At 73.7% G+C, this 22,877-nt stretch carries 20 protein-coding genes and 1 pseudogene; 13 read left to right on the forward strand and 8 right to left on the reverse strand.

All coding sequences use genetic code 11. The features are described from left to right. The first annotated feature begins 290 nt into the window (after nucleotides 1-290). Nucleotides 291-1,364, forward strand: a complete 1,074-nt coding sequence (locus AQJ11_RS24375) for an NAD(+)/NADH kinase (RefSeq protein ID WP_014670948.1) — start codon at nucleotides 291-293, stop codon at nucleotides 1,362-1,364. A gap of 123 nt (nucleotides 1,365-1,487) precedes the next feature. Beyond that, on the forward strand, nucleotides 1,488-1,988 hold the full coding sequence (locus tag AQJ11_RS24380) for a peptidylprolyl isomerase (protein WP_059264375.1): 501 nt from the start codon (nucleotides 1,488-1,490) through the stop codon (nucleotides 1,986-1,988). A 71-nt stretch (nucleotides 1,989-2,059) separates the two neighbouring features. On the opposite strand, the gene AQJ11_RS24385 is transcribed toward AQJ11_RS24380, so the two are convergent. Next, a complete protein-coding gene (locus AQJ11_RS24385; RefSeq protein ID WP_059264376.1) occupies nucleotides 2,060-2,839 on the reverse strand; it encodes a thioesterase II family protein in 780 nt (259 codons plus the stop codon). Nucleotides 2,840-2,976: 137 nt separating this feature from the next. Here AQJ11_RS24385 and AQJ11_RS24390 point away from each other — a divergent pair, with 137 nt between their 5' ends. The 3 genes from AQJ11_RS24390 (at nucleotide 2,977) to AQJ11_RS24400 (ending at nucleotide 5,925) form a co-directional block, all read left to right on the forward strand. After that, nucleotides 2,977-3,654 (forward strand): helix-turn-helix transcriptional regulator, encoded by a 678-nt coding sequence (locus tag AQJ11_RS24390; RefSeq protein ID WP_059264377.1) that lies wholly within the window; start codon nucleotides 2,977-2,979, stop codon nucleotides 3,652-3,654. Between the two features lie 14 nt (nucleotides 3,655-3,668). Continuing rightward, nucleotides 3,669-4,868 (forward strand): alanine racemase, encoded by a 1,200-nt coding sequence (locus AQJ11_RS24395; protein WP_059264378.1) that lies wholly within the window; start codon nucleotides 3,669-3,671, stop codon nucleotides 4,866-4,868. Nucleotides 4,869-4,941: 73 nt separating this feature from the next. Continuing rightward, on the forward strand, nucleotides 4,942-5,925 hold the full coding sequence (locus AQJ11_RS24400) for a threo-3-hydroxy-L-aspartate ammonia-lyase (protein ID WP_014670953.1): 984 nt from the start codon (nucleotides 4,942-4,944) through the stop codon (nucleotides 5,923-5,925). On the opposite strand, the pseudogene AQJ11_RS24405 reads toward AQJ11_RS24400, so the two are convergent. Together AQJ11_RS24405 and AQJ11_RS24410 are read right to left on the reverse strand one after the other, a co-directional pair. Continuing rightward, nucleotides 5,900-6,633, reverse strand: a pseudogene (locus tag AQJ11_RS24405) (PIG-L deacetylase family protein). The gene AQJ11_RS24400 and the pseudogene AQJ11_RS24405 sit on opposite strands and share 26 nt — an antisense overlap. Nucleotides 6,634-6,674: 41 nt before the next feature. Next, nucleotides 6,675-7,181, reverse strand: coding sequence for an NUDIX domain-containing protein (locus AQJ11_RS24410; RefSeq protein WP_014670955.1), 507 nt, complete (start codon nucleotides 7,179-7,181; stop codon nucleotides 6,675-6,677). Nucleotides 7,182-7,503: 322 nt separating this feature from the next. Here AQJ11_RS24410 and AQJ11_RS24415 point away from each other — a divergent pair, with 322 nt between their 5' ends. Continuing rightward, a complete protein-coding gene (locus AQJ11_RS24415) occupies nucleotides 7,504-8,523 on the forward strand; it encodes a sigma-70 family RNA polymerase sigma factor (protein ID WP_059264379.1) in 1,020 nt (339 codons plus the stop codon). Nucleotides 8,524-8,593: 70 nt separating this feature from the next. Here the strand turns inward: AQJ11_RS24415 and AQJ11_RS24420 are convergent, their stop codons facing one another. The 3 genes from AQJ11_RS24420 to AQJ11_RS24435 all read right to left on the reverse strand — a co-directional run bounded on the left by AQJ11_RS24420 (nucleotide 8,594) and on the right by AQJ11_RS24435 (nucleotide 12,275). Then, on the reverse strand, nucleotides 8,594-10,666 hold the full coding sequence (locus AQJ11_RS24420) for a SpoIIE family protein phosphatase (RefSeq protein WP_059264380.1): 2,073 nt from the start codon (nucleotides 10,664-10,666) through the stop codon (nucleotides 8,594-8,596). Between the two features lie 86 nt (nucleotides 10,667-10,752). Beyond that, nucleotides 10,753-11,178, reverse strand: coding sequence for an ATP-binding protein (locus AQJ11_RS24425; protein WP_014670958.1), 426 nt, complete (start codon nucleotides 11,176-11,178; stop codon nucleotides 10,753-10,755). A 740-nt stretch (nucleotides 11,179-11,918) separates the two neighbouring features. Beyond that, complete coding sequence (locus tag AQJ11_RS24435) at nucleotides 11,919-12,275, reverse strand: hypothetical protein (RefSeq protein WP_159061686.1); 357 nt, start codon at nucleotides 12,273-12,275, stop codon at nucleotides 11,919-11,921. Between the two features lie 191 nt (nucleotides 12,276-12,466). Between AQJ11_RS24435 and AQJ11_RS24440 the strand changes: the two genes are divergently transcribed. Continuing rightward, nucleotides 12,467-13,354, forward strand: coding sequence for an endonuclease/exonuclease/phosphatase family protein (locus AQJ11_RS24440; RefSeq protein ID WP_059264383.1), 888 nt, complete (start codon nucleotides 12,467-12,469; stop codon nucleotides 13,352-13,354). 1,111 nt (nucleotides 13,355-14,465) lie between these two features. Here the strand turns inward: AQJ11_RS24440 and AQJ11_RS24450 are convergent. Beyond that, a complete protein-coding gene (locus AQJ11_RS24450; RefSeq protein ID WP_014670961.1) occupies nucleotides 14,466-14,792 on the reverse strand; it encodes a hypothetical protein in 327 nt (108 codons plus the stop codon). A gap of 338 nt (nucleotides 14,793-15,130) precedes the next feature. Between AQJ11_RS24450 and AQJ11_RS24455 the strand changes: the two genes are divergently transcribed. Genes AQJ11_RS24455 through AQJ11_RS24470 form a run of 4 tightly spaced genes read left to right on the forward strand, consistent with a single transcriptional unit; the run spans nucleotide 15,131 to nucleotide 18,625 of the window. Then, nucleotides 15,131-15,469: an antibiotic biosynthesis monooxygenase family protein gene (locus AQJ11_RS24455; protein ID WP_014670962.1), complete on the forward strand. Its 339-nt coding sequence runs from the start codon at nucleotides 15,131-15,133 to the stop codon at nucleotides 15,467-15,469. Next, nucleotides 15,466-16,353, forward strand: a complete 888-nt coding sequence (locus AQJ11_RS24460) for an NAD(P)-dependent oxidoreductase (protein WP_059264385.1) — start codon at nucleotides 15,466-15,468, stop codon at nucleotides 16,351-16,353. The genes AQJ11_RS24455 and AQJ11_RS24460 overlap by 4 nt, the downstream gene beginning before the upstream one ends. Next, nucleotides 16,350-17,387, forward strand: a complete 1,038-nt coding sequence (locus tag AQJ11_RS24465) for an amidohydrolase family protein (protein ID WP_059264386.1) — start codon at nucleotides 16,350-16,352, stop codon at nucleotides 17,385-17,387. Before AQJ11_RS24460 ends, AQJ11_RS24465 begins: the two co-directional genes overlap by 4 nt. Next, nucleotides 17,384-18,625: a cytochrome P450 family protein gene (locus AQJ11_RS24470; RefSeq protein WP_014670965.1), complete on the forward strand. Its 1,242-nt coding sequence runs from the start codon at nucleotides 17,384-17,386 to the stop codon at nucleotides 18,623-18,625. Before AQJ11_RS24465 ends, AQJ11_RS24470 begins: the two co-directional genes overlap by 4 nt. A 95-nt stretch (nucleotides 18,626-18,720) precedes the next feature. Here AQJ11_RS24470 and AQJ11_RS24475 read toward each other — a convergent pair whose 3' ends face one another. Continuing rightward, nucleotides 18,721-19,650, reverse strand: a complete 930-nt coding sequence (locus AQJ11_RS24475) for a LysR family transcriptional regulator (protein ID WP_014670966.1) — start codon at nucleotides 19,648-19,650, stop codon at nucleotides 18,721-18,723. Nucleotides 19,651-19,745: 95 nt separating this feature from the next. On the opposite strand from AQJ11_RS24475, the gene mdlC reads away from it, so the two are divergent. Both mdlC and AQJ11_RS24485 read left to right on the forward strand, forming a co-directional pair. Beyond that, nucleotides 19,746-21,326, forward strand: a complete 1,581-nt coding sequence (gene mdlC, locus AQJ11_RS24480; RefSeq protein WP_059264387.1) for a benzoylformate decarboxylase — start codon at nucleotides 19,746-19,748, stop codon at nucleotides 21,324-21,326. Between the two features lie 56 nt (nucleotides 21,327-21,382). Next, complete coding sequence (locus AQJ11_RS24485) at nucleotides 21,383-22,837, forward strand: benzaldehyde dehydrogenase (protein WP_059264388.1); 1,455 nt, start codon at nucleotides 21,383-21,385, stop codon at nucleotides 22,835-22,837. Nucleotides 22,838-22,877: the final 40 nt, after the last annotated feature.

The following is a 22,877-nucleotide window of genomic DNA, read 5'->3' on the forward strand; positions in this document are numbered from 1 at the left end:
CGCCGGTGCTCACCGGCACGGACCGGACACCGGGCACCGGGTTCCCCGGTGGGTCCGCTGTGACACGTGTGGCACACGTGGAAGAAGGGCCGAAGTGGTGCACGGGAAGGTCAAGAGGTCCGGGGGAAGACGAGGAGGTACACGGAGAGCGGACGAGGTACACGGAGAGGATCGGTTCCGGATGCGCGCGGACGGCCGCGGGCCCGGCTCCGGCGGCGTGGCGTGCGGGCCGGCGCGTCCGCGGCGAGGATGGCGCTCGGTACGAACCGGCTGGGAGGCGGTGTGCGGATATGACGGTGAACCGTGTCGGTCTGGTCGTGCACGGCGGGCGCGCCGAGGCGGCGACCGCCGCGCGGGCCGTGCGCGCGTGGTGCGCCGAGCACGCGGTGGGATGCGCGGACATCGACGTGTGGCAGGAGGGCGCGCGGCACAGCGCCCGCGAGGAGGTCGACAGCGCGGGTGATCCGGACCTGATCGTCACCCTGGGCGGTGACGGCACGTTCCTGCGCGGTGCGCGGCTCGCGGCCGAGAACGACGCCCTGGTGCTCGGTGTCGACCTCGGCCGGGTCGGCTTCCTCACGGAGGTCCCCGCCACGGCGGTGCGGGACGCGCTGGACGCCGTACGGGAGGAGCGGATCACCGTCGAGAGCCGGATGCTCCTCACCATGCGGGCGTCGTGCCGGCTGGAGGTCCCCGCGCAGATGGAGACGCTGCTGCGGTACGGGCGGGGGCCGCTGCTGCCCCCGCCGCAGGTGCGCGGGGAGTGCGAGGCCGGCAACGACTGGGGCGTCGCCCTGAACGTCACCGCGCTGAACGACGTGGTCCTGGAGAAGCTGGCCCGGGACCGTCAGGTCTCGGTCGGGGTCTATCTGGCGGGCCGGCTGCTCGCCTCCTACTCGGCCGACGCCCTGCTGGTGGCGACGCCCACCGGGTCCACGGCGTACAGCTTCGCCGCGGGCGGTCCGGTGGTCTCCCCGCGCGCGGACGCCCTGGTGTTCACGCCGGTCGCGCCGCACATGGTGTTCAACCGTTCGGTGGTGGCCGCGCCGGACGAGCCCATCGCGCTGCGGGTGCTGGAGCGCTCGGGCCAGGCCGCGGTCAGCATCGACGGCCAGTTGCGCGGGGTGCTGAGCCCCGGCGACTGGATCGGCGTGTACGCCGCCCCGCGCCGGCTCAAGGCGGTCCGGCTCGGTCCGATGGACTTCTACGGCCGGCTGCGCCAGCGCATGAACCTCACCGACGCGCCGGCCGCGCTCGCCGACGGGGAGGCCGCGCCGCTGTGGCCGGTGACGAGTCCGCGGCCGGGCGATCTGGCCCATCTGGCCCTGCCCCCGCTCCCCGACGACGCGCCCCGGCTGTCGTGAGGACATGACCCGGACGGATGGCCGTGCGCACCACGGGGTGCCGCGGCGCCGGTCCGTGTGCCCCGTGGTCGTATATTCCGTAGCGTAGGCGTGGGCAGGCCCACCGGAATAAGGAGATTTCCGATGTCGACAGTCGAGCTGAACACCAACTTCGGCCGAATCGTTCTGGAACTGAATGACGCCGAGGCGCCCAAGACCGTCGAGAACTTCCTGTCGTACGTGCGCGGCGGCCACTACGACGGCACGATTTTCCACCGGGTGATCAACGGCTTTATGATCCAGGGCGGCGGTTTCACTCCGGACATGGACCAGAAGCCCACCCAGGCGCCTATTCAGAATGAGGCCGACAACGGGCTGAAGAACGACAACTACACCGTGGCGATGGCGCGGACGAACGACCCGCATTCCGCTACGGCCCAGTTCTTCATCAATGTTTCGGACAACGCCTTCCTCAACTACTCGGCGAAGAGCCCGTCCGGCTGGGGCTACGCCGTGTTCGGCAAGGTCACCGAGGGCCGGGACGTCATCGACTCCATCAAGGCGGTCAAGACGGGCAGCCGCCGCGGCCACCAGGACGTCCCCACCGAGTCCGTGGTCATCGAGTCCGCCAAGGTTCTCGGCTGACGCACACCCCCGCGGGGCGGCACCGGTCCACCGGTGCCGCCCCGTGCTGTTCGGTGGCTACGGCCGCGGGCTCAGGCCACCGCTCCGGTGCCGGGGCCGAGTCGCCGCAGTGTCGCCTCGATCCGGGCCACCACGGCCTGCTGCTGCGCCACCAGGTAGAAGTGGCCGCTGGGGTACACGTGCAGCTCGAACGGGCCGTCGGTCTCCTGGTCCCAGGTCCGGGCCTCCTCCGGAGTCACCCGGGGGTCGGCGTCGCCGGTCAGCACGACGAAGGGGCAGTTCAACCGCGGCCCCGGGGCGCGCCGGTAGGTCTCCACCGCGCGGTAGTCGGCCCGCAGCGCGGGCAGGATCATCTCCAGCAGCTCCTTGTCCTGGAACAGGGCGGCGTCGGTGCCGTCGAGCTTGCCGACCTCCTCGATCAGCCGTGCGTCGCCGCCCTTGTGGACGGTCTCGTCCCGGTGGACGGACGGGCCCCTGCGGCCGGAGAGGAAGACCGCCGCGGGAGGCCGCCCGGCGGACTCCAGGAGCCGGGCCAGCTCGAAGGCGACCAAGGCGCCCATGCTGTGCCCGAACAGCGCGAGGGGTGTGCCGTCCCCCTCGTCCAGCGCGCGGAACACCCCGTGGGCGAGTTCCTGGACCGACTCCGCCGGGGTTTCCGCGAGGCGGTCCTGACGGCCGGGGTACTGCGCGGCGAGCACGTCGACCGCGGGCGACAGCGCGTTGGAGACGGGGAAGTAGAAGCTCGCGGAGCCGCCGGCGTGCGGCAGGCAGAGCAGCCTGGGCGCGCCCGGTGCCGCCTGGTGGAAGCTGCGCAGCCACAACCGGTGTGCCGCGCTGGACCGGTCGGTCATGTGTCCCCCTCGGTGGGATGGAAGGCAGGTGCCGTCCTCGGCCCCTTCATCCGATCACGAGTGATCGCTGTTGACCCGGCACACCCCTCTCTTTAGACTCACAATCCAAAGATGGACGGCGAGTCTATGGAGGATGCGTGACCCAGGAGCGCGTGGCCGAGGAGGGCGCGGACTGGAACGGCGCGGACGAGGACGGCGCGGACGAGCACCTCATCCGGGAGGCCGAGAAGATCGCTGTCGCGCTGGGCCGCATGTTCCCCGGCCTGTGCGAGGTGGTGCTGCACGATCTGCGGCATCCAGACCACGCGATCCGCGCGATCGAGAACAACCTGTCGGGCCGTCAGGTGGGCGACTCGGCCACCGAGTTGGGCCTGGCCCGCATCGCCGATCCGCAGTACCCCAGCGTCATCCAGAACTATCCCAACCAGTTCCCCGACGGCCGCCCGGCGAAGAGCACCTCCATCGGCATCAAGAACGCCGCCGGCGAGTACATCGCGGCCCTGTGCCTGAACCTGGACGTGTCCGTGCTGTCCCCGGTCACCCTGGCCTTGTCCAACCTCGTGGCCACGGACACCGAGCACCGCGACCGGCCCCTGGAGACCCTGCGGGACCGCACCGCGCGCGAACTGCGCCGGGCGGTGGAAACCCGGGCCGCCGAGCGCGCCGCCACGCCCCGCTCGCTGAGCCGGGAGGACAAGAAGGCCCTCGTACGACAGCTGCAACGGGACGGCTACTTCGACTCGCGCGACGCCGCCCAGACCATCGCGGACCTGCTCGGCGTGTCCCGGGCCACGGTCTACAACTACGCGAAGTGAGAGGTCACCCGCCCATGACGACCGGGCCCGTCCCCGCTCCGTCCTCCCCCGCCGGCCCCTCCCCCGCCGCCCGGAGCCTGGCGGACCCCGACACCCCGTTCGCCGTGGTCGACGTGCACCGGGTCCGGCGCAACGCCGCCCGCCTGCGGGCGCGGGCGGACCGCCTCGGGGTCGCCCTGCGCCCCCATGTGAAGACGGCCAAGAGCCTGGACGCCGCCGCCCTCCTGCACGACGGCACCCCCGGCCCCGTCACCGTCTCCACGCTCGCCGAGGCCGAGGCGTTCGCCGACGCCGGATATCGCGACATCACCTACGCCGTCGGCATCGAACCGCGCAAACTCCCGCGCGTCGTCGCCCTGTCGCGCCGCGGTGTCACCCTGCGCGTCCTGCTGGACAGCACCGAGCAGGCGACGTTCGTCGCCGCGGCCGCGCGGGAGGCCGGCATCGCCCTTCCCGCCCAGATCGAGATCGACTGCGACGGCCACCGCGGCGGCCTCAGGCCCGACGCCCCGGGGCTCACCGGCATCGCCGGGATCCTGCACGACGCGGGCTGCCTGGACGGCGTACTGACCCACGCGGGCGAGTCGTACTTCTGCTACACCGCCGGGGAACAGCGCGAGGCGGCGCGGAACGAACGCGACGCCGCGGTCGCCGCGGCCGACCGGCTCCGCGCGGCCGGCCTGCCCGTGACCACCGTCAGCGTGGGCTCCACCCCCACCGCCCACGCCGCCGAGGACCTGAGCGGAGTCACCGAACTCCGCGCGGGCAACTACGTCTTCTTCGACCTGGTGATGGCCGGCCTCGGCGTCTGCGACCTGGACGACCTCGCCCTGTCGGTCGTGGTCACCGTCATCGGCCACCGTCCCGAGTACGGATGGATCGTCACCGACGGCGGCTGGATGGCCATGTCGCGCGACCGCGGCACCGCCGTCCAGCCGCAGGACCAGGGCTACGGCCTGGTCACCGACCTGTCCGGCACACCGGTCCCGGACCTGGTCATGACCGCCGCCAGCCAGGAACACGGCACCCTCACCGCCCGCGACGGCGCCGCCCTGCCCGACCTGCCCATCGGCACCCGCCTGCGTGTCCTGCCCAACCACGCCTGCGCCACCGCCGCCCAGCACCAGGGCTACCACGTCATCGACGGCTCCGTCGGCACGCGAGCGCACACGCCCGGGATCGAGGCGTACTGGCCGCGCGTCACCGGCTGGTGACCCCGCCCGCCATTCGTCTCCCCCCGCACCCCTCCCTCATCTCCCCGCCCGTCAAGACCACTTGAGGACGCCCATGGCCGCCGCAGCCCAGACCGTCACATTCGCCGATGTCCGCGAGGCCGCCGCCCGCCTCGAAGGCATCGCCCACCGCACCCCGGTCCTCACCTCCCGCACGCTGAACTCCCTGGTCGGAGCGGAGGTGTTCATCAAGGCGGAGAACTTCCAGCGGATCGGCGCCTTCAAGTTCCGCGGCGCCTACAACGCCGCCGCCCAACTGCCCCCGGACCAGCTGGCGAAGGGCATCGCGGCCTACTCCTCCGGCAACCACGCCCAGGCCGTCGCGCTGGCCGCCCGGGAACTGGGCACCACCGCCGTCATCCTGATGCCCGAGGACGCTCCCCGCTCCAAGCGGGAGGCGACCGCCGGATACGGGGCGGAGGTCGTCACCTACGACCGTTACACCCAGGACCGCACCGCGCTCGGCCACGCCCTGGCCGAGGACCGCGGTCTCGCCCTGATCCCGCCCTACGACCACCCCCACGTCATCGCCGGCCAGGGCACCGCCGCGCTGGAACTCCTGGAGGAGACCGGCCCGTTGGACGCCCTCCTCGTGCCCGTGGGCGGTGGCGGCCTCATCGCCGGCAGCGCCACCGCCGCCACGGCGCTGCACCCGGGCATCCGCGTCATCGGCGTCGAGCCGGAGGCCGGCGACGACACCAAGCGCTCCCTGGAGGCCGGCACACGGGTCACCGTCCCGGTCCCGCGCACCATCGCCGACGGTCAGGCCCTGGACACGCCGGGCGCGCTCACCTTCCCCCTCAACCAGCGCCTGGTCGAGGCCATCGCCCTGGTCAGCGACGCCGAGATCGTCACCGCGATGCGCTTCGCCTTCGAACGCCTGAAGATCGTCCTGGAGCCGAGCGGCGCGACGCCCCTGGCCGCACTGCTGGCCGGTCGCATCGGCGACCCGCCCCGGCGGATCGGCGTCATCGCGTCCGGCGGCAACATCGACGTGGACCGCTTCGCCGCGCTCACGGCACGGCCGGACCGAGGGTGACGCGAGTGTAGTACTCGGTGCCGAGCAGGCGGTTCCGGGTCTCCTGCGGAAGCCGGGAGAGGAGCGCGGGCAAGGCGCGCTCCCCCTCCGCCTGGCTGCGGTGCGCGAGGATCGCGGCCCACTTCCGGCCGCTCCACGGCCGGACGTCCACGGTGTCGGTGACGTGCGCGTCCGGCACGCTCAGCACCGACTTGCCGACCCGTGCCAGGAGTTCCCCCAGCTCGGCCACGGCCGAGTGCGGATGGGTCGCCAGCCGGACGGCCCGCGGCTGCCACGGCTCACCCGCCTCGGGGTACAGGTGCCCGAGCCCCGCGGCGGTCACCGCGAGCATGACCATCCGGTGCGTGTGCCGGTGATCGGGGTGCCCGGTGAGCTGCCCGTAGGCGTCGTGGGTGACGACGGTCTCGGGCCGGACCTCCCTGATGTGGGCGACGAGGTGGCCGACGGCCTCGTCGAGCGGTACATCGCACCAGCGGGAGCGGACGCGGGGACCCGGTGGTCGGCATGACCGAGCATCCGTGGCGGCTCCCGGACGCCCAGGGCCGCCAGCGAGTCCGCGAGTTCGCCCGCCCGGCAACTGCCGGGCGCCCAGGTGGCCGTGACGACGGCGGTACGGGCGCCCGTGGCGGCATGCCGGGCCAGCAGACCACCGGCGAGGAGGGCTTCGTCGTCCGGGTGCGCGAAGACGGCAAGCAGACCGGCCGGCACGGCTGCCGCCCGTGCGTCCGGCCGTCGCTCGGACTCCGCGCTCACGCCTCCCCCCAGTCCCAGGTGTCGAAGTACTCCGCCACGCCCGTGCGGCGGGCCTTCGTCACGGCGTTCAGCCGGGCGAAGTCCTGGGCCGGCATCAGCGGGCCCCACGCCTCCAGCGGCAGCACGCGGAACTCGTCGTGCTCCTCCGGGTCGAGGGTGATGCCCTGGATCTGCGCGTCGCTCAGACGGCCCCCGTCGAAGATCAGGCCCATGGTGCTGTACGGCCATTCCTCGCCGGGCAGTCCGTAGACCGCGGCCAGCAGCCGCGGCGGGCCGGACACCGTGATGCCGGTCTCCTCGTGGCACTCCCGCACAGCCGTCTCCCAGGGCCGCTCACCGGGCTCCATCGTGCCGCCGGGCATGTGCCACGGGTGCGCGGGGCTGTACCGGGAGTGGAGCTGGACGGGCCGGTCCCGCTCGTCGGTGAAGTGGACGCAGGCGAATCCGGTCGCCTTCATCAGTTGCTCGGCGTACTCCTCGGGCGGGAGCCAGACACGGCTCACGGCGTCTCCTTTCCCCCGGTCCCGGACGGCTGGTCGTCCTGTGCCGCGGGGCGGGGTGCTTCCCCGCCGGTGTGAAGGGTGCAGGTCACCTGCGGTCCCCCTCGGTGGTCGTCCGGTGGTGTCGCCGGGTTCAACGACCGGGCCGCGATATCGAACACCCGTGTTTCGGACGGACCGAGGTTGGCCGAAACGCCACTGTCGTGGAGCGGTGGGCCGGCCATGGCCGGGCCCTCTGTGTCGTGGCCTCCCGCCCGGGTACCCGGCACCCCGTCGGAAGTCGAGAAGAGCGCAAAGCGAGCGACAGAGTCGGAGGGCCTGAACCATGCCTGCGCCGGCACGATCCGCGGCGGCGGATCCCCGGGAGCGCCGCCGTGCCGCCGCCCGCTCCGCACGTCCGCGGAGCAGGGTGCCGGAGACCGGGGACGAACCCGATCTGCTGGGCCAGTACCTGGCCCAGATCGCCGCGACCCCACTGCTCACCGCCGAGGACGAGGTGCGGCTGGCCCGGAGCATCGAGGCCGGTGTGGACGCCGCGGCGGAACTGGAACGGGCCGAGGACGGCGAGAGCGGCCCCGCTCCGCACCGGCGCCGGGAGCTGGAGGCGGCCGTACGGGAGGGCTTGCACGCCAAGGACCACATGATCCGGGCCAACCTGCGGCTCGTGGTGTCGATCGCCAAGCGGCACGCGCACCGGGGCGTGCCGCTGCTCGACGTGATCCAGGAGGGCAACCTCGGGCTCATCCGGGCCGTGGAGAAGTTCGACCACACCAAGGGCTTCAAGTTCTCCACGTACGCCACCTGGTGGATCCGCCAGGCGATCGAACGGGGCCTGGCCCAGCACGCCCGCACGGTGCGGCTGCCCATGCACGTCGTGGAGGAGCTCCAGAAGCTCGCGAAGGCCGAGCGGCGGTTGTACCTGCGCCTCGGCCATGAGCCGACGGACGACGAGGTCGCCCGGGAGAGCGGATTCGGCGAGGGGCGCGTCGCCTGGCTGCGCCGGGTCGGGCGGCAGACCCTCAGTCTCGACACGCCCGTGGACGACACCGGCGAGACCGTGGTCGGCGATCTCATCCCCGCCGCCGACGTGCTCCAGGCTCCGGAGGTGGCCGAGTACCGGGCGCTCGCCGAGGAGCTGAGGGACGCCCTGGGCACGCTGGCACCCCGTGAGGCCATGATCCTCAGTCTGCGGTACGGGTTGCACGACGGGCAGTCCCGTACGTTGCAGCAGGTGGCCGACCAGGTGGGACTCACCCGGGAGCGCGTCCGCCAGCTGGAGAAGGAGTCCCTCGGCCGGCTGCGGGCACCGGAGGCCGGCGAGCGCCTGCTGGAGTGGGCGGGCTGACGGTACGGGCACCTTTCCGGTGTGCGCGCGGGAGCCGGCCGACGGGACTCTGGTCGGTCCGTGCCGGGGGTCAGCCCTCCGCGCGGGCCACGAGCAGAGCCACGTCGTCGTCGCCTCCCGGCGGCCGGAGCCTGTCCAGGACGCGGTCGCAGGTCTCTTCGAGATCCTGGCCGGCTGTCGCGGTCAGGGCGTCGAGCAGGGTGTCGAGACGGGCGTCGATCGGGTCGCAGCGGGTTTCGACCAGTCCATCGGTGTAGAGGGCGAGCTGATCGCCGGGGCGGAAGTCGAACGCCGTCGTCTCGAAGGGCGTGCCGCCGACGCCCAGCGGCACACCGGACGGAAGGTCCAGGAGCTGCGCCGGCCGGCCCGCCCGGACCAGGGCCGGGGGCAGATGACCGGCGAGGCTGATGCGGCACCGGCCGCGCTCGGGGTCGTACTGGCAGTAGGCGCAGGTGGCGATGGTGTGCTCGACGTCCTCGGTGAGGCGGTCGAGCTGCCGGAGCACCTCCGCCGGGTCGAGGTCGAGCCCGGCGAACGCGCGGGTGGCGCTGCGCAGTTGCCCCATGCTGGCGGCGGCGTTGATGCCGCTGCCCATCACGTCCCCGACGACCAGCGCACTCCTGTCCCCCTGGAGGCGCATGGCGTCGAACCAGTCGCCGCCGATCTCGCTGACGGCTCCGGCCGGCAGGTAGCGGCAGGCGATCGTCAGGCCGGGCAGGCGGGCCGGGAGCTGCGGGAGCAGGCGGCGCTGGAGGGTGAGGGCGGTGTCGCGGGCGCTCTGGTACCAGCGCGCGTTGTCGATGCAGGTCGCGGCGCGGCCGGCCAGCTCGCAGGCGAGCAGCGTGTCGTCCTCGTCGAAGGGCGCGGGGGTGCCCGCGCGCGCGAGGCTCAGCGCTCCGAGGACCTCTCCGCGGGCCAGGAGCGGCACCGCGAGGTAGGAGTGCACCCCCGTCGTCTCCAGGAGCGAGGCGGCCTCGCCGGTGCGGGCGATGTTCCGCAGGTCCTGGCGGGTGGTCTCGGCCACCAGTACGGGCCGGCGGGTGCGCACGCACCGGGTGAGCAGGCAGTCGCTGTCGTAGGTGGCGACCCTGCCGGGCGGCTCGGCCGCGTGCGCGGCTTCGCGGGCGTGGGCCGCCGCGGTGGCCACGGCCCGGAAGCGGGCGGGACCGGTGACGGACAGGGCACGTCCGCGCAGGACGTTGTCGAGCACGTGGACGGAGGCGATGTCGGCCAGGTCCGGTACGACGACCCCGGCCAGCTCGTGCGCCGTCTGCTCCACGTCGAGGGTCGTACCGATGGAGGCGGAGGCGTGCGCGATCATGGCCAGCCGGTTCCGGGCGCGGGTCGCGGCGATGGTCGCCTCGTGCCGCTCGGTGATGTCGACGACGGACGTGGCCACGCCGAGCACCCGGCCCGTGGCGTCCTCCAGCCGGTGGTACGACGCCGACCAGGCGTGCTCCCGGTGCGGATCGGCGGCGGGGCGGCCGACGACGTAGTGGTCGGTCACCGGCTCCCCCGTCTCCAGCACGCGGCGCAGACGGCTCTCGATGGCCTCGGCGTCCAGGAAGGTCAGGACGTCGCGGACCCGTCGGCCGAGCTGTTCGCCGGCGGAGAGGCCGTGCATGCGTTCGAGGGCGGGGTTCACGGTCAGGTAGCGCAGATCGGGGTCGAGGATGGCCAGGCCGATCGGGGACTGGGTGACCAGGCGTGCGGAGAGGGCGACGCCCCGCTCGACGCGCACCACGGTCGACTGGTCCACGGCCAGGCCCAGGGCGTAGATGTCGCCGAGGTCGTCGAGCAGGCGCATGTTGCGGAACTCCACCAGGCGCGTGCTGCCGTCCTTGTGCCGGATCGGGAAGGCCCCGGCCCAGTCGGTGCCGGACTCCATGACCTCGGCGAACAGCGTGATGACCTCGTCCCAGTGCTCCTCGTGCACCAGCAGCCGGGCCGCGAACCGGCCCAGTGCCTCGTCCGCGGTGTAACCGAACAGCTCCTCCGCCTGAGGGCTCCAGAAGACCACGCGCCCGTTCGTGTCCAGCACCACCGCGGCGACGCTCAGCAGATCGAGCAGACCGGTGGGCGACGCGCCGGCACCGGCCACGGGCCGGCCCCGGCCGGGCCGGGAGACGTCCGTTCCACCCATACCCCGCTTCTCCTCTGCCACTCGGTCGGAGCGTGCCACGGCCCGTGGGAGCCACCGGGTACGAGGCGGTGGCCGCTCAGCGGCCGTCACACCGGGGAGCGGCCGGCCACGTCCCCGCCGGGATCGTCCGCCAGCATCACGGACGCGGTGATCCGCTTGCCGACCGGTTCCCGGTGCACCTCGAAGCCCTGGCACACGGCCATCACGATCTCAAGGCCATGCTGCCCCACCCGGCCCGGATCGGCCGCCTTGGCCACGGGCAGCACCGGCGTGGTGTCCCAGACCGCGATCCCGACGCTGTTCCCGGACAGCTCCAGATCGACCAGGCACGGGCCCGGCGCGTGCTTGCAGGCGTTGGTGACCAGCTCGCTGACCACCAGCTGGACCACGCCCATCACCCGCTCCGACACCGGCACGCCGTGATCGGCCTGCACCGTCGTCAGGAACGCCCGGGCCAGGTCGCGTGCCGCCGCGATGTCGGCGGGGCTGCCCTCGTACGCGGCCGAGGTCATGACGGGTCGGGCGCGGTCCGTCCGTCGATCCTCGCTCCGGGCACCCTCGTCCATACCGACCGCCCTCTGCCTGAGCGCCTGATCCCTACCTCGCGTGTACCCAGAAACGGCCGGTATCCGGCCTTGCCGGGGACGGCGAGGATCTGAGCGACGCCGGCGCCGGTCCGCGCCGCGGTACCGGCCCGGCCGGAGAACGGGCCGTCAGCCGCGGCCCCGGACGGCTCGGTGGTCAAGCCGCCCCCGGGCGGGCATCATGCGGGGACGAGGCGGGCGGGCGGCGGGGGGCCGATGGTCGGCGAGGTACGGCGGGACGGGGACGACGGCGGGGCGGCGGGACGGCAGGCGGAGCTGGCCGAAGCCCTCCAGGAGGCTTGCCGGCTGCTGCACGCGGCGACGGGCGAGGAGCCCGCCGGGGTGTGGAGTCCGGTGATCGAACGGCTGACCGGCGTCGAGACCGCGCTGCGGGAGCACGGGGAGGACTTCTCCGTCGTCTTCGTCTTCGTGGGCCTCGTGCTCGGGACGCGCCACCTGCGCGGGGGTGAGCACGCGTCGTCCGGCTCCAGCGCCGAGGAGCGGGCCCAGGCGTTGCGGCGCCTGCGGTGGGCGGACCGGAACGGGCCGGTGGACGACCTGCTCGTCGTACAGGCCCGCATGCTGCTGGTCTTCCTGCTCGTGCCCTGGGCCCTGCCCCGCGCCGACGGCACCGACACGGTCCTGCGGAGCGCGCTGCTCACGCCCGGCTACGGGGAGGACCTGCTGACCGAGTCGGTGCGCCGGGATCTCGGAGAGGCCAAGGAGATCGTCGACCAGATCGCGGCGGCGCCGATCGGCGTGGAGTTCGAGCAGGGGACCGCGAACGTCAAGCGGGTCATCGAGCGGATGCCGGCGCCCGGCACGACCCTGTTCGACACGCCGTCCCCCACCCCGGCGGGCCCGGCGGCGGGCGCGCGCACGGCCGTGCCCGGCGGCGGGCGGGCGGTCGATGCCCTGCGCGACCCCGAGGCCGCGCTGCTCGACGCCGTACGCGGTCTGGTGGCCCTCGCCGGTGCGCGCAGCACGGCGACGTTCACCCGCATCCTGCTCTGGATGCTGGCCACCCTGCTGTCCGGGACCGGTGACCACCCGTACGAGGAGCTGGGACGCTCCGCCACGAGGCCGCCCGCCCCGACCTGCACGGCCTTCACCACTGGGCGGCCATCACCCACCAGGGCAACCCCGCACCCGCGCATGCCGGTTGAGGCAGGGGTACCGCCCAGCCGACCCGCAAGGACCACCTCGGGAGGATTCAGTGGACCGCAAGCCCCGACGCGCCGCTTCGCGCGTACTGGCCGCCGTCGTGCTCGCCTTCACCCCCGCGCTCGGCGCCGCACCGCCCGGCGCGAGCGCGGCGGACGGAGTGCCCGGCGCCGGACCGGCCGCGTCCCGTGTGCCCTTGCGCGTGGCCACGTACAACATCCACGCCGGAGCCGGCCAGGACGGCGTCTTCGACCTCGACCGCACGGCGGCGGCGATCCGGGACCTGGACGCCGACGTGGTCGGCTTGCAGGAGGTCGACGTGCACTGGGGTGCGCGCAGCGGCTTCACGGACGAGGCCCGGGAACTGGCCGGGAAGCTGGGCATGCGGGTCTTCTTCGCGCCGGTCTACGACCTCCCGCCCGCCACGCCCGGCGGGGAGCGGCGGCAGTACGGCGTCGCGCTGCTGAGCCGCCGGCCGGTGCGGGGCGCGTGGAACCACGAGATCACCCGGCTGTCCACCCAGACGCCCGACCCGGTGCCGGCCCCCGCGCCCGGCTTCGCCGAGGTGGCGGTCAAGGTCCGCGGCACCTTGGTGCACGTGTACGCGACCCACCTGGACTACCGCACCGACCCCTCGGTCCGGCGCGCCCAGGTCGACGACATGCTGGGCGTCCTGGCCGCGGACTCCGGCCCGAAGGTGCTCCTCGGCGACTTCAACGCCGAGCCGGACGCCCCTGAACTGGCGCGACTCTGGGGCCCGTTGGCCGACGCGGCCCCAAGCGGCGGCAAGACCTATCCGGCGGTGGACCCGGTCAAGCGCATCGACCTCGTGACGGTCTCACCGGACGTCACCGTCACCGCCACGCACGAGTCCGGGACCACGGCCTCCGATCACCGCCCGGTGGTCGCCGACCTCCTGCTGCACCGCGGGGCCCGCTGAACTCCCCGCCCCGGACTTCTGCACGTGCTCGTGCCACTCGATGGTCCCCGCGGCTCCCTGCCCCACGCTTGTCCGTCCGCACCGTTCTGCGCAGCCCTGTTCACCGGCAGCCGGCGCCCGCCCCTGCGGGCGTCCGGCCCGCGCAGGACGGCGAGCAGGACGAACGCGACGGCCTGGATCGCGGTGACCACCGTGATCAGGAGCGGGACCGAGTAGCCGTACAGGGCTCCGGTCAGCGCGCCGCCCACCCATGCCGTCGTCATCAGGTGCCGCTGGACGAGGTGGTACGACAGCACACCGAAGGTGGTGAAGCCGGCCGTCGTGACCGCGGTGAACGCCGCGTACGTCCAGAAGGCGGCGGGCAGCGGGCCGGAGCCAGAACAGGAGCGCCGGCACCGCGGCGCCGGGCGCGGCGAGCACGCCGAGCGCGGGGCCGTAGGCGTTCCCGCTCAGCGCGAGCACGCCCGCCACGGTCAACGGACCGACCAGCGCGCCCACCCGGTCCATCGCCTCGTGGACGGCGAAGCCCCGGCCGCGTCCGGTCGCGGTCGTGGCGTGCGAGAGGAGGGTGTCCTTGGCCGGGGAACGCACCGCCTTGCCCACTCGTTCGGCGATCACCAGGGCGCAGGCCGCCCGCCCGGCCGCACGGGGTCCGGCCCCTCGGCCCGCGCTGCCCGCACCACCCCCGCGGAGGAGCACACCACTCTCGCCGGCTCGGCGCGCGGGCACCGCCCCGGAGCACCGCCGGGACACCCTCCGCCGGAAAGCCGGCACGCCGGGCCTCCGCGTCGTCGACGCCCCGATCGCGAAACGGCCGCGGCACTGGGCCTGCCCGTCGCGGCCTTCCGGCGCCCGGAGGTACCCGCCCGCCCCTGACCGTCACCGAACTCAGCGGCCGGGCCGGGCGGTGGAATCTGCGGCTGGGGCGTCCGCTGTGCGCACCGGGCACCGGGCACCGAACAGCCGCCTGCCGCACGGGGATTGTGCGGGGACGGCACCCGGGCCCGCCGGTGGTCGGCGGTAGTCAGTGCGCGGCCGGCTCATGGGCGCCCCCGTGGGCCCCCCACGCCGTGGCGCGACCGTGCAGGGCACCCCCGCACGGCCCGGAGTCTCAGGGATCCGTGCGCCGCCGGGGCGGTGTGAAGGCGTACAGGCCGAGGATGTCCGGCAGGGGAGCCACGCCCGGGCCGCCCGCGCGCACCCAGGTGACGATGTCCTCGGTCGCGTCCGGATCGTTGACGAGCCCCAGCCAGACCGGCCGCGCGCCGGCGGCCCGGCCGGCGGCGGACGGCTGGACGACGATGACGTTAGCCTGGTCGCAGACGTCGAGGCAGTCGGAGACCCGCACGGGCACCTCGGCCCGCAGCCGCGCGGTCTGCGCCGCGTGGTCGACGCCTGTCACCTTCGGGCTGCCGCAGCAGCAGTCCCGGCACACCACGACCCGGCACGGCGCCGCACCGGTCGTCCTCGCCGCCTCGCCTGCCGTTTCCTCCGCCGGCCTGTCGGGCACGCCGCGCCACTCCCCTCCCGGGGAGGTCCGCCCCGGTGTCACCTCACAGGGTGATCATCCTTTCATCCCCGGCGACGAGCCGTCACCCGGCCGCCGTACGGCGGGTCACCCGTCGGAGTGGCGCCCCTCAGTCACTCGAAATGACTAATGCCGGAACGGGTGCCCCTTGTGCCGACTGGCCCCTCCCCCGTTCGGAGTTGCGGCCGTACGAGGGACATGAGTCCGTTGGTGTCGTGTCCTGCCGGATCTCACTCAGGAGGAGACACATGGGCACCAACCACAACGGCCTGCCGGCCGAGAAGCTGAACGTCGTGTTCGCGGTCCGCGTGGTCGAGGGCGGCGAGCAGGGCTTCCTGGATCTGTACGAGCACCTCCGGAAGTCCGTGTCCAACACCCCCGGTCACATCGTCGAGCGGCTCGGAGAGCCCGCCGACGACTCCCGCCAGTGGGTGATCACCAGCGAGTGGCGGTCGGCCGAGGACTTCTTCGCCTGGCAGCAGAGCGAGGAGCACCAGGAGCTGGTGGCCCCGCTGCGCCAGTGGGTCGACCAGCGGCAGTCGATGCGGTTCCGGGTGGTCAAGGAGACCAAGGGGGTGTCCGCATGACGGGCACCGTCAACGGCCCCGTCGCCGTCCTGGGTCTCGGCACGATGGGCGCCGGCCTGGCCGCTCGCCTCCTCGACCAGGGGATGCAGGTCCGGGTCTGGAACCGCACCCCGCAGCGCGCCGAGCCGCTCGCCGAGGCGGGCGCCCACGCCGCCGCCCACCCCGCCGACGCCGTCGCGGGCACGAGCGCCGCCCTCTGCGTCGTCTCCGACGGCGAGGCCCTCGGCGCCGTGCTGCACGGGCCGCACGGCGTGCTGGCCGACGGCCCGTACCCCGGCGTCCTGATCTGCGCCAGCACCGTCGCCCCCGACGAGGTCGTGCAGATCGCCGGCGAGGCGCCCTCCGTCCTGGACGTCGGCATGCTCGGCAACCGCGACCACGCCCGCGACGGAGAGCTGCGGCTGTTCGCCGGCGGCGACAAGCGCGTCTTCGACGCCGCGCGCCCGCTGCTGAAGACGCTGGGCAAGGAGGTCGTCCATCTGGGCGCACTCGGGTCCGGCATGCGGATGAAACTGCTCCTCAACCTGCTCATGGGCATAGAGGTGCAGGCCCTGGCCGAGGCCACCGAACTGGCGGGCGCCTGCGGCCTCGACCGGCAGCAGGTCCTCAAGACCATCGCGGGCAGCGGCTTCGCCTCGCCGGTCATGGCGTTCAAGTCCCGGCGCCTGGCCTCCGGCCGCTTCGACGAGCCGGACTTCCGGCTGCGGCTGATGGCGAAAGACCTCATGCTCGCTTCCAAGCAGGCGGCGACAGTCGGCCTGAGCCTGCCGTTGGCGACCGCCGCGGCGGAGACCCACGTCCGTGCCACCGAGCAGGGACTGGGCGACCAGGACTGTGCCGCGGTCACCCGCGCACTCGTACCGAAACCGGAAACCGACACGTGATCATCGACATCCACGGGCATCTGTCCCCACCGGAAGCGGCCGAACGCTTCCCCATGCCCCCGAGCCTGACCGACGTCGACGGCATGCTCGCCGCCCGCGCCGAGGCCGGGATCGACCTCACCGTCATCGGCAGCCCCGTCGGGGCCGGTGCGATGGCGCGGGTGCCGGGCGTCGACAACTACGCCCAGCCCCGCGACCGGCTGCGCCGCTTCCACGACTGGATGTCGGGGCTGATCCGGACGTTCCCGGACCAGTTGCGCGGCTACGTGTACGCCAACCCGTTCGGCGACGACGACCACCTCGAAGGAGTCCGGGAGACCCTCGCGGACCCGGCCTTCGTCGGTCTGATCACCACGTCCAGCGTGCACGGCGAGCTGCTCGGCTCGCCCCGCGCCGACTCCTTCTTCGCGCTGGCCGCGGAGGCGGGGGTGCCGGTGCTGGTGCACGCGCCGGCCGAGCCGGCCGGCACCGAGCGGGTGGACGAGACCGGGTTCGTCGAGCAGATCGGCCGCTTCGGCGACGTCACGATGGGCATGGCCATGATCGCGTTCGCGGGGTGGCTGGACAAGTACCCGGGTCTGCGGTTGATCGGCGCGACCGGCGGCGGCGCGATGGCGCTGCTGCCGGAGCGCCTGCGGACGGCGGCGCGCCCCCGGCACTGGGCCGGGGGCGCGCCGCCCTCCGGGCGGCCCACGGCCGGCCCGCCCGCCTCCGCCCCACCGGAGGCGAAGTCCCGGGCGGCCGGCGACCGGGCGGCCGAGGAGCGAGCGGCCGGCCGGCCCGCCGCCGACCCGGCCGCCGCCCTGCGGCGCATGTACGTCGACACGAGCCCGTTCAGCGCCGCGCACCTGAGTCTGAACGCCGAAGTGCTGGGCCCGGAACGGATGTTGTTCGGCACCGACTCGCCGCCGATGGCCGCGCCGCTGGAGGACTTCATCCACATGATCGAGAAGTTGCCGGTCGACGAGGCGTCCCAGCGGCTCATCCTCGGCGGCAACGCCCAGACCCTCTTCGACCTCAGGAGCCGTCCGTGACCACCACGCACGAGGCCGTCGCCGCGGCCGAGCGGTGCACCCCGGAGTTCCGCCGCGACCCGCACGCGGTCTACGCCCACCTCCGCGACTCGGCGCCCGTCTGCCCCATGAGACCCCCGCACGGCAACGAGACGTATCTGGTCACCCGGTACGACGACGCGCGGGCCGCCCTGTCGGACCCCCGGCTGAGCAAGGACATGTACGGGGCCATGGACGCCTACCGGAGGATCTTCGGCGACTCGTCCGTCGCGCTGGACGACAACATGCTCAACTCCGACGCGCCGAAGCACACCCGGCTGCGCCGGCTGGTCAACTCGGCGTTCACCCCGCGGCGCGTGGAGGCGCTGCGGCCCCGGATCGAGGAGATCGTCCGGGACCTGCTGGACGAGTGCCCGGCCCGGGAGCGCTTCGACCTGCTGCCCGCGTTCGCGTTCCCGCTGCCGATCATCGTGATCTGCGATCTGCTGGGCGTGCCCCCCGAGGACCGGACGCGGATGCAGCACCTGTCCACCACGGTGGCGCAGACCGGCTTCGGCGAGGAGGCCAAGCGGGCCCAGCAGCAGGCGGAGGAGGGTCTGCACGCCTACTTCACCGACCTCCTCACCGCCAAGCGCGAGCGTCCGGGTGACGATCTGCTCAGCGCGCTCATCGCGGCCCGCGACAACGACGGCGGGCTGACGGAGAGCGAACTGGTCTCCACGGCGTTCCTGCTGATGTTCGCGGGGCACAAGACGACCGCGTACCTCATCGGCAACGCCGTGCACCACCTGCTGTCCCACCCCGCCCAGCTGCGCGCCGTACGGGAGGACCCGGAGCTGATCCGCGCGGCGGTCGAGGAACTGGTGCGCTACGACGGCTCGGTGGAGAGCGCGACGTTCCGCTACGCGACCGAGGACGTGGAGTACGGCGGGACACTGATCCCCAAGGGCGCCCTGGTGCAGATCGCGATCAGCTCGGCCAACCGCGACCCGCGGAAGTTCGACGCGCCGGACGAGCTGGACGTGCGGCGGCCGGGCAACGCGCAGGACGCCCATCTCGGCTTCGGGCACGGCAGCCACTACTGCCTGGGAGCCCCGCTGGCCCGGCTGGAGACCCAGCTGGCCCTCACCCGCCTGTTCGAGCGGTTCCCCCGGATGGCACTGGCCGACCCCGCCGGCGCACCGCGGTGGCTGGAGGTCCCGTTCCCGGCCTTCCGGGGCCTGGCGGAGCTGCCGGTCGTCCTCGATCCCGCGGGCTGAGCGGCGGCGGCACACGGCAGGCCCCCACCGCCCGGCCGGCGTGACCGGCCGGGCGGCGGCACGCCGGTGCGGGACCGGTCCTGTCCTCGGATCCCCTAGGCGCTGGGCGGCAGTTGGGCCGGGCTGACCCGTTCGCCCAGGACCTCCGCCATGAACTGCACCAGCCAGCGCTGGGACGGGCTGCGGGAGGCCTCGTGCCGGGCGTAGAGGGCGACCTCGATCGGCTCGGTCTCGAACGGCAGGCGCACCAGGCGCAGGCGGTGGGAGGCGGTGAAGACCTCCCCGACGTACTCGGGGACGATGGCGATCAGGTCGGTGCGCTCCAGCAGGTACGGCAGCATCGAGAAGCGGGTGGCGTCCACGGCCGCGCGGTCCAGGAGCCCGTAGGTGGCGAGCACGGACCGGGGGACGACGTGACCGCTGGGGCCGTACACCGTGGCGTGGTGCTCGGCCGCCAGCTCGGCCAGGGTGACGGACGCGCCCCGGACGCGCGGGTGGTCGGCGGCGACCATGCCGACGTAGCGCTCGTGGAAGAGCGGGATGCGCACGGTGCGGTGGGAGGTCAGGACGGGGGTGGCGACGAACGCGTCGAGTTCGCCGCGGCGCAGTTGGCCCTCGGCGTCGTCGACGTCGAGGGCGCGGACGGTGAAGGACACCCGGGGCGCGCGGGCGCGGGCCGCCGCCACGAGACGGGGCAGCAGGGTCACCTCGCCGAGGTCGGACAGGGCGAGGGTGAAGCGGCCCGCCATGGTCGCGGGGTCGAAGTCGTCGCCCTGGCGGATCGCCCCGTCGATGTCGGCCAGGGCGCGTTGCAGCGGCTCGTAGAGGCGGCGGGCGCCGGCGGTCGGGGTCAGGCCGCGGCCGGTGCGGCGGAAGAGGTCGTCGTCGAAGTGCCGGCGGAGTTTGGCCAGGCTGTAACTGACGGTCGGCTGGGTGACGTGGAGGGTCTCGGCGGTGGCCGTGACGCTGCCCGTCTCGTAGAGCAGCACGAAGACCCGGGCGAGGTTGAGATCGAAGCTGCTCATATCGATCGACTCTATATCGCGGCGCGCCAACATCTATTGGTGGCCTGGTCGCGCGCTCCCTAGCGTGTGCTGCGTCACTTCGGAGAGGAACGCCTGTGCCGTCCGTGCGCCGCATCGCCCATGAGTTCCTGGAGCGCCAGGGGCTGACCACCGTCTTCGGCAACCCCGGTTCGAACGAGCTGCCCTTCCTCACGGGTCTCCCCGACGGGTTCCGGTACGTGCTCGGCCTGCACGAGGGTGCCGTCGTGGGCATGGCCGACGGCTACGCCCAGGCCACGGGCCGGCCGGTGCTGGTCAACCTGCACGCCGCCTCCGGCTCCGGCAACGCGATGGGGGCGCTGACGAACGCCGTGGCCTCGCGGACGCCCCTGGTGATCGTGGCCGGTCAGCAGGTGCGGCCGGCCATCGGGCCGGAGGCCAACCTCGCCAACGTCGACGCCCCGGCGCTGATGAGGCCGCTCGTCGGCTGGGCCGCCGAACCGGCGTGCGCCCAGGACGTGCCGCGCGCGCTCGCCCAGGCCGTCTTCGAGGCGCGGTTGCAGCGCCGGCCGTCCTACCTCTCCGTCCCGTACGACGACTGGGCGGCCGACGCCGGCGAGAACGCGCCGGCCGTGCTGGACCGGTGGGTCGGGCGCGCGGGGGTGCCCGCCGGTGAGCAGGGCCACCGGCTGGCCGAGGCGGTGGCCGGCGCCCGGCGGCCCGCGCTCGTCCTGGGCGGTGACATCGACACGGCCGGGCACTTCGACGACGCGGTGCGGCTGGCCGAGCGGCTCGGCGGCCCGGTGTGGGCGGCGCCCTCCCTCTTCCGGCTGCCCTTCCCCAACCGCCACCCGCTGTTCCGCGGTGTGCTCCCGGCCGGCATCGAGCCGGTCCGCCGGGCCTTCGAGGGCCACGACCTGGTGCTGGTGCTCGGCGCCCCTGTGTTCCGCTACCACGAGCATCTCCCCGGGCGGTACCTGCCGGCGGGCACCCGGCTGATCCAGGTGACGGAGGACGCGTCCGCCGCCGCGCGGGCGCCGATGGGCGAGGCGCTGGTCGCCGATCCCGGCGCGGTGATCGAACTGCTGGCGAACGCGCTCGACGCGTCCCCGGTGCCCTTGGCCGACTACCGGCCCGTGCCGGCGCCGCGCTCCGCCGAGGGGCCGCGCCTGCACCCGGAGGAGGTCTTCGCGGCCCTGCGGGACGAACTGCCCGCCGACACCGCGTACGTGGTGGAGTCGACCTCGACCAACTCCTCCTGGTGGCGCCAGATGGATCTGCGCCGGCCCGGCTCCTACTACTTCCCGGCGGCGGGCGGTCTCGGGTTCGGCCTGCCCGGCGCGGTCGGGGTCGCCATGGCCCAACCCGGCCGGCCGGTCGTGGGGGTGATCGGGGACGGCTCGGCCAACTACGGCATCACCGCGCTGTGGACGGCCGCCCGGCACCGGGTTCCGCTCACCGTGGTGCTGCTGCGCAACGGGACGTACGGCGCGTTGCGCTGGTTCGGCGACCTCCTCGGCGTGCCGGACGCTCCGGGCCTGGACATCCCGGGTCTGGACTTCACCCGTATCGCGGAGGGCTACGGGATGCCCGCCCTGCACGCAGGCGGCGTGGACGAGTTGCGGGCGGTCCTCGCCGAACGCCCGGACGGCCCCCGGCTCGTCCAGGTGGACACGGCGCTCACCACGCCCTCCTGAACTCGCCGCGCCCGCGAGTCCTCCGTTCCACGGCAGCTCCACGAAGGGAATTTGCGATGACACTCCTGGACAGCGACGTCTGGAGCAAGAAGATTTTCGGCGACGGCTGGACGGACGCCACCCGCGAGCAGCCGGTCGTCGAGCCGGCGACCGGGGACCGGATCGGCACCGTGGGCCTGGCCACGGCCGAGGAGGTGGGCCGCGCCGCCGCCCGCGCCGCCGAGGCGCAGCGGGCCTGGGCGGCCACCCCCGCGCAGGCGCGGGCGGCCGTACTGCGCCGCGCGGGCGAGCTGTTCACCGAGCACGCCGCCGAGATCGAGGACTGGCTGGTGCGGGAGGCGGGCTCCGTCCGGGCCAAGGCGGGATTCGAGGTGGGGCTGGCGCGGGGCGAGTGCTTCGAGTGCGCGGCGCTGCCGACGCATCCGCAGGGTGAGGTGCTGGCGTCCGAGGACCCCCGCTGGTCGTTCGCCCGCCGTCGCCCGGCCGGGGTGGTGAGCGTGATCGCGCCGTTCAACTTCCCGCTGATCCTGGGGCTGCGCTCGGTGGCTCCCGCACTCGCGCTGGGCAACGCGGTGCTGCTCAAGCCCGATCCCCGTACGGCGGTGAGCGGCGGTGTCGTCATCGCGCGGGTCTTCGAGGAGGCCGGACTGCCCTCCGGTGTGCTCCATCTGCTCCCCGGTGACGGCTCGGTCGGCGAGGCGGTCGTCGAGGCCCCCGAGGTGCGGGTCGTCTCGTTCACCGGGTCCACGCCGGTGGGGCGGGCCATCGGCGAGCGGGCCGGCCGTCTGCTCAAGCGGGCCCACCTCGAACTCGGCGGGAACAACGCCCTGGTGGTGCTGCCCGGCGCCGACGTACGCAAGGCGGCCTCGGCCGGTGCGTTCGGCTCGTACCTGCACCAGGGGCAGATCTGCATGACGACCGGCCGGCACGTCGTGCACGAGTCCCTGCTGGAGGAGTACACCGCCGCGCTCGCCGTGAAGGCCCGGGCGCTGCCCGTCGGCGACCCGGCCCGGGAGGACGTGGCACTCGGCCCGATCATCGACCGGCGGCAGCTGGAACGGGTGCACGGCATCGTCACCGAGAGCGTCGCGGCGGGCGCGACACTGGCCGCGGGCGGCGAGATCGTGGGCGCCGGGTACCGCGCCACCGTGCTGACCGGCCTGACCGCCGACATGCCGGCGTGGCGTGAGGAGATCTTCGGACCCGTCGCACCCGTCATCGGTTTCTCCACGCTGGAGGAGGCCGCGCGGATCGTGAACGACTGCGAGTACGGGCTGTCCGTCGGCATCCTCGGGGACGTCGGTACGGCGATGAGGCTCGCCGACCGGATCGACTCCGGCAAGGTCCACATCAACGAACAGACCGTCGGCGACGAACCTCACGCGCCCTTCGGCGGGGTCAAGGCGTCGGGCACGGGCTCCCGGTTCGGCGGAGCAGCCGCCAACGTCGAGGCGTTCACCGAGACGCAGTGGCTCACCGTGCGGCCGGACATCGCCGACTACCCGTTCTGAACGAGAGTCCGGCACCGCCCCAGGCACCACCGCTCAGCAC

The organism is Streptomyces corchorusii, assembly GCF_001514055.1.
Lineage (GTDB): Bacteria > Actinomycetota > Actinomycetes > Streptomycetales > Streptomycetaceae > Streptomyces > Streptomyces olivaceoviridis.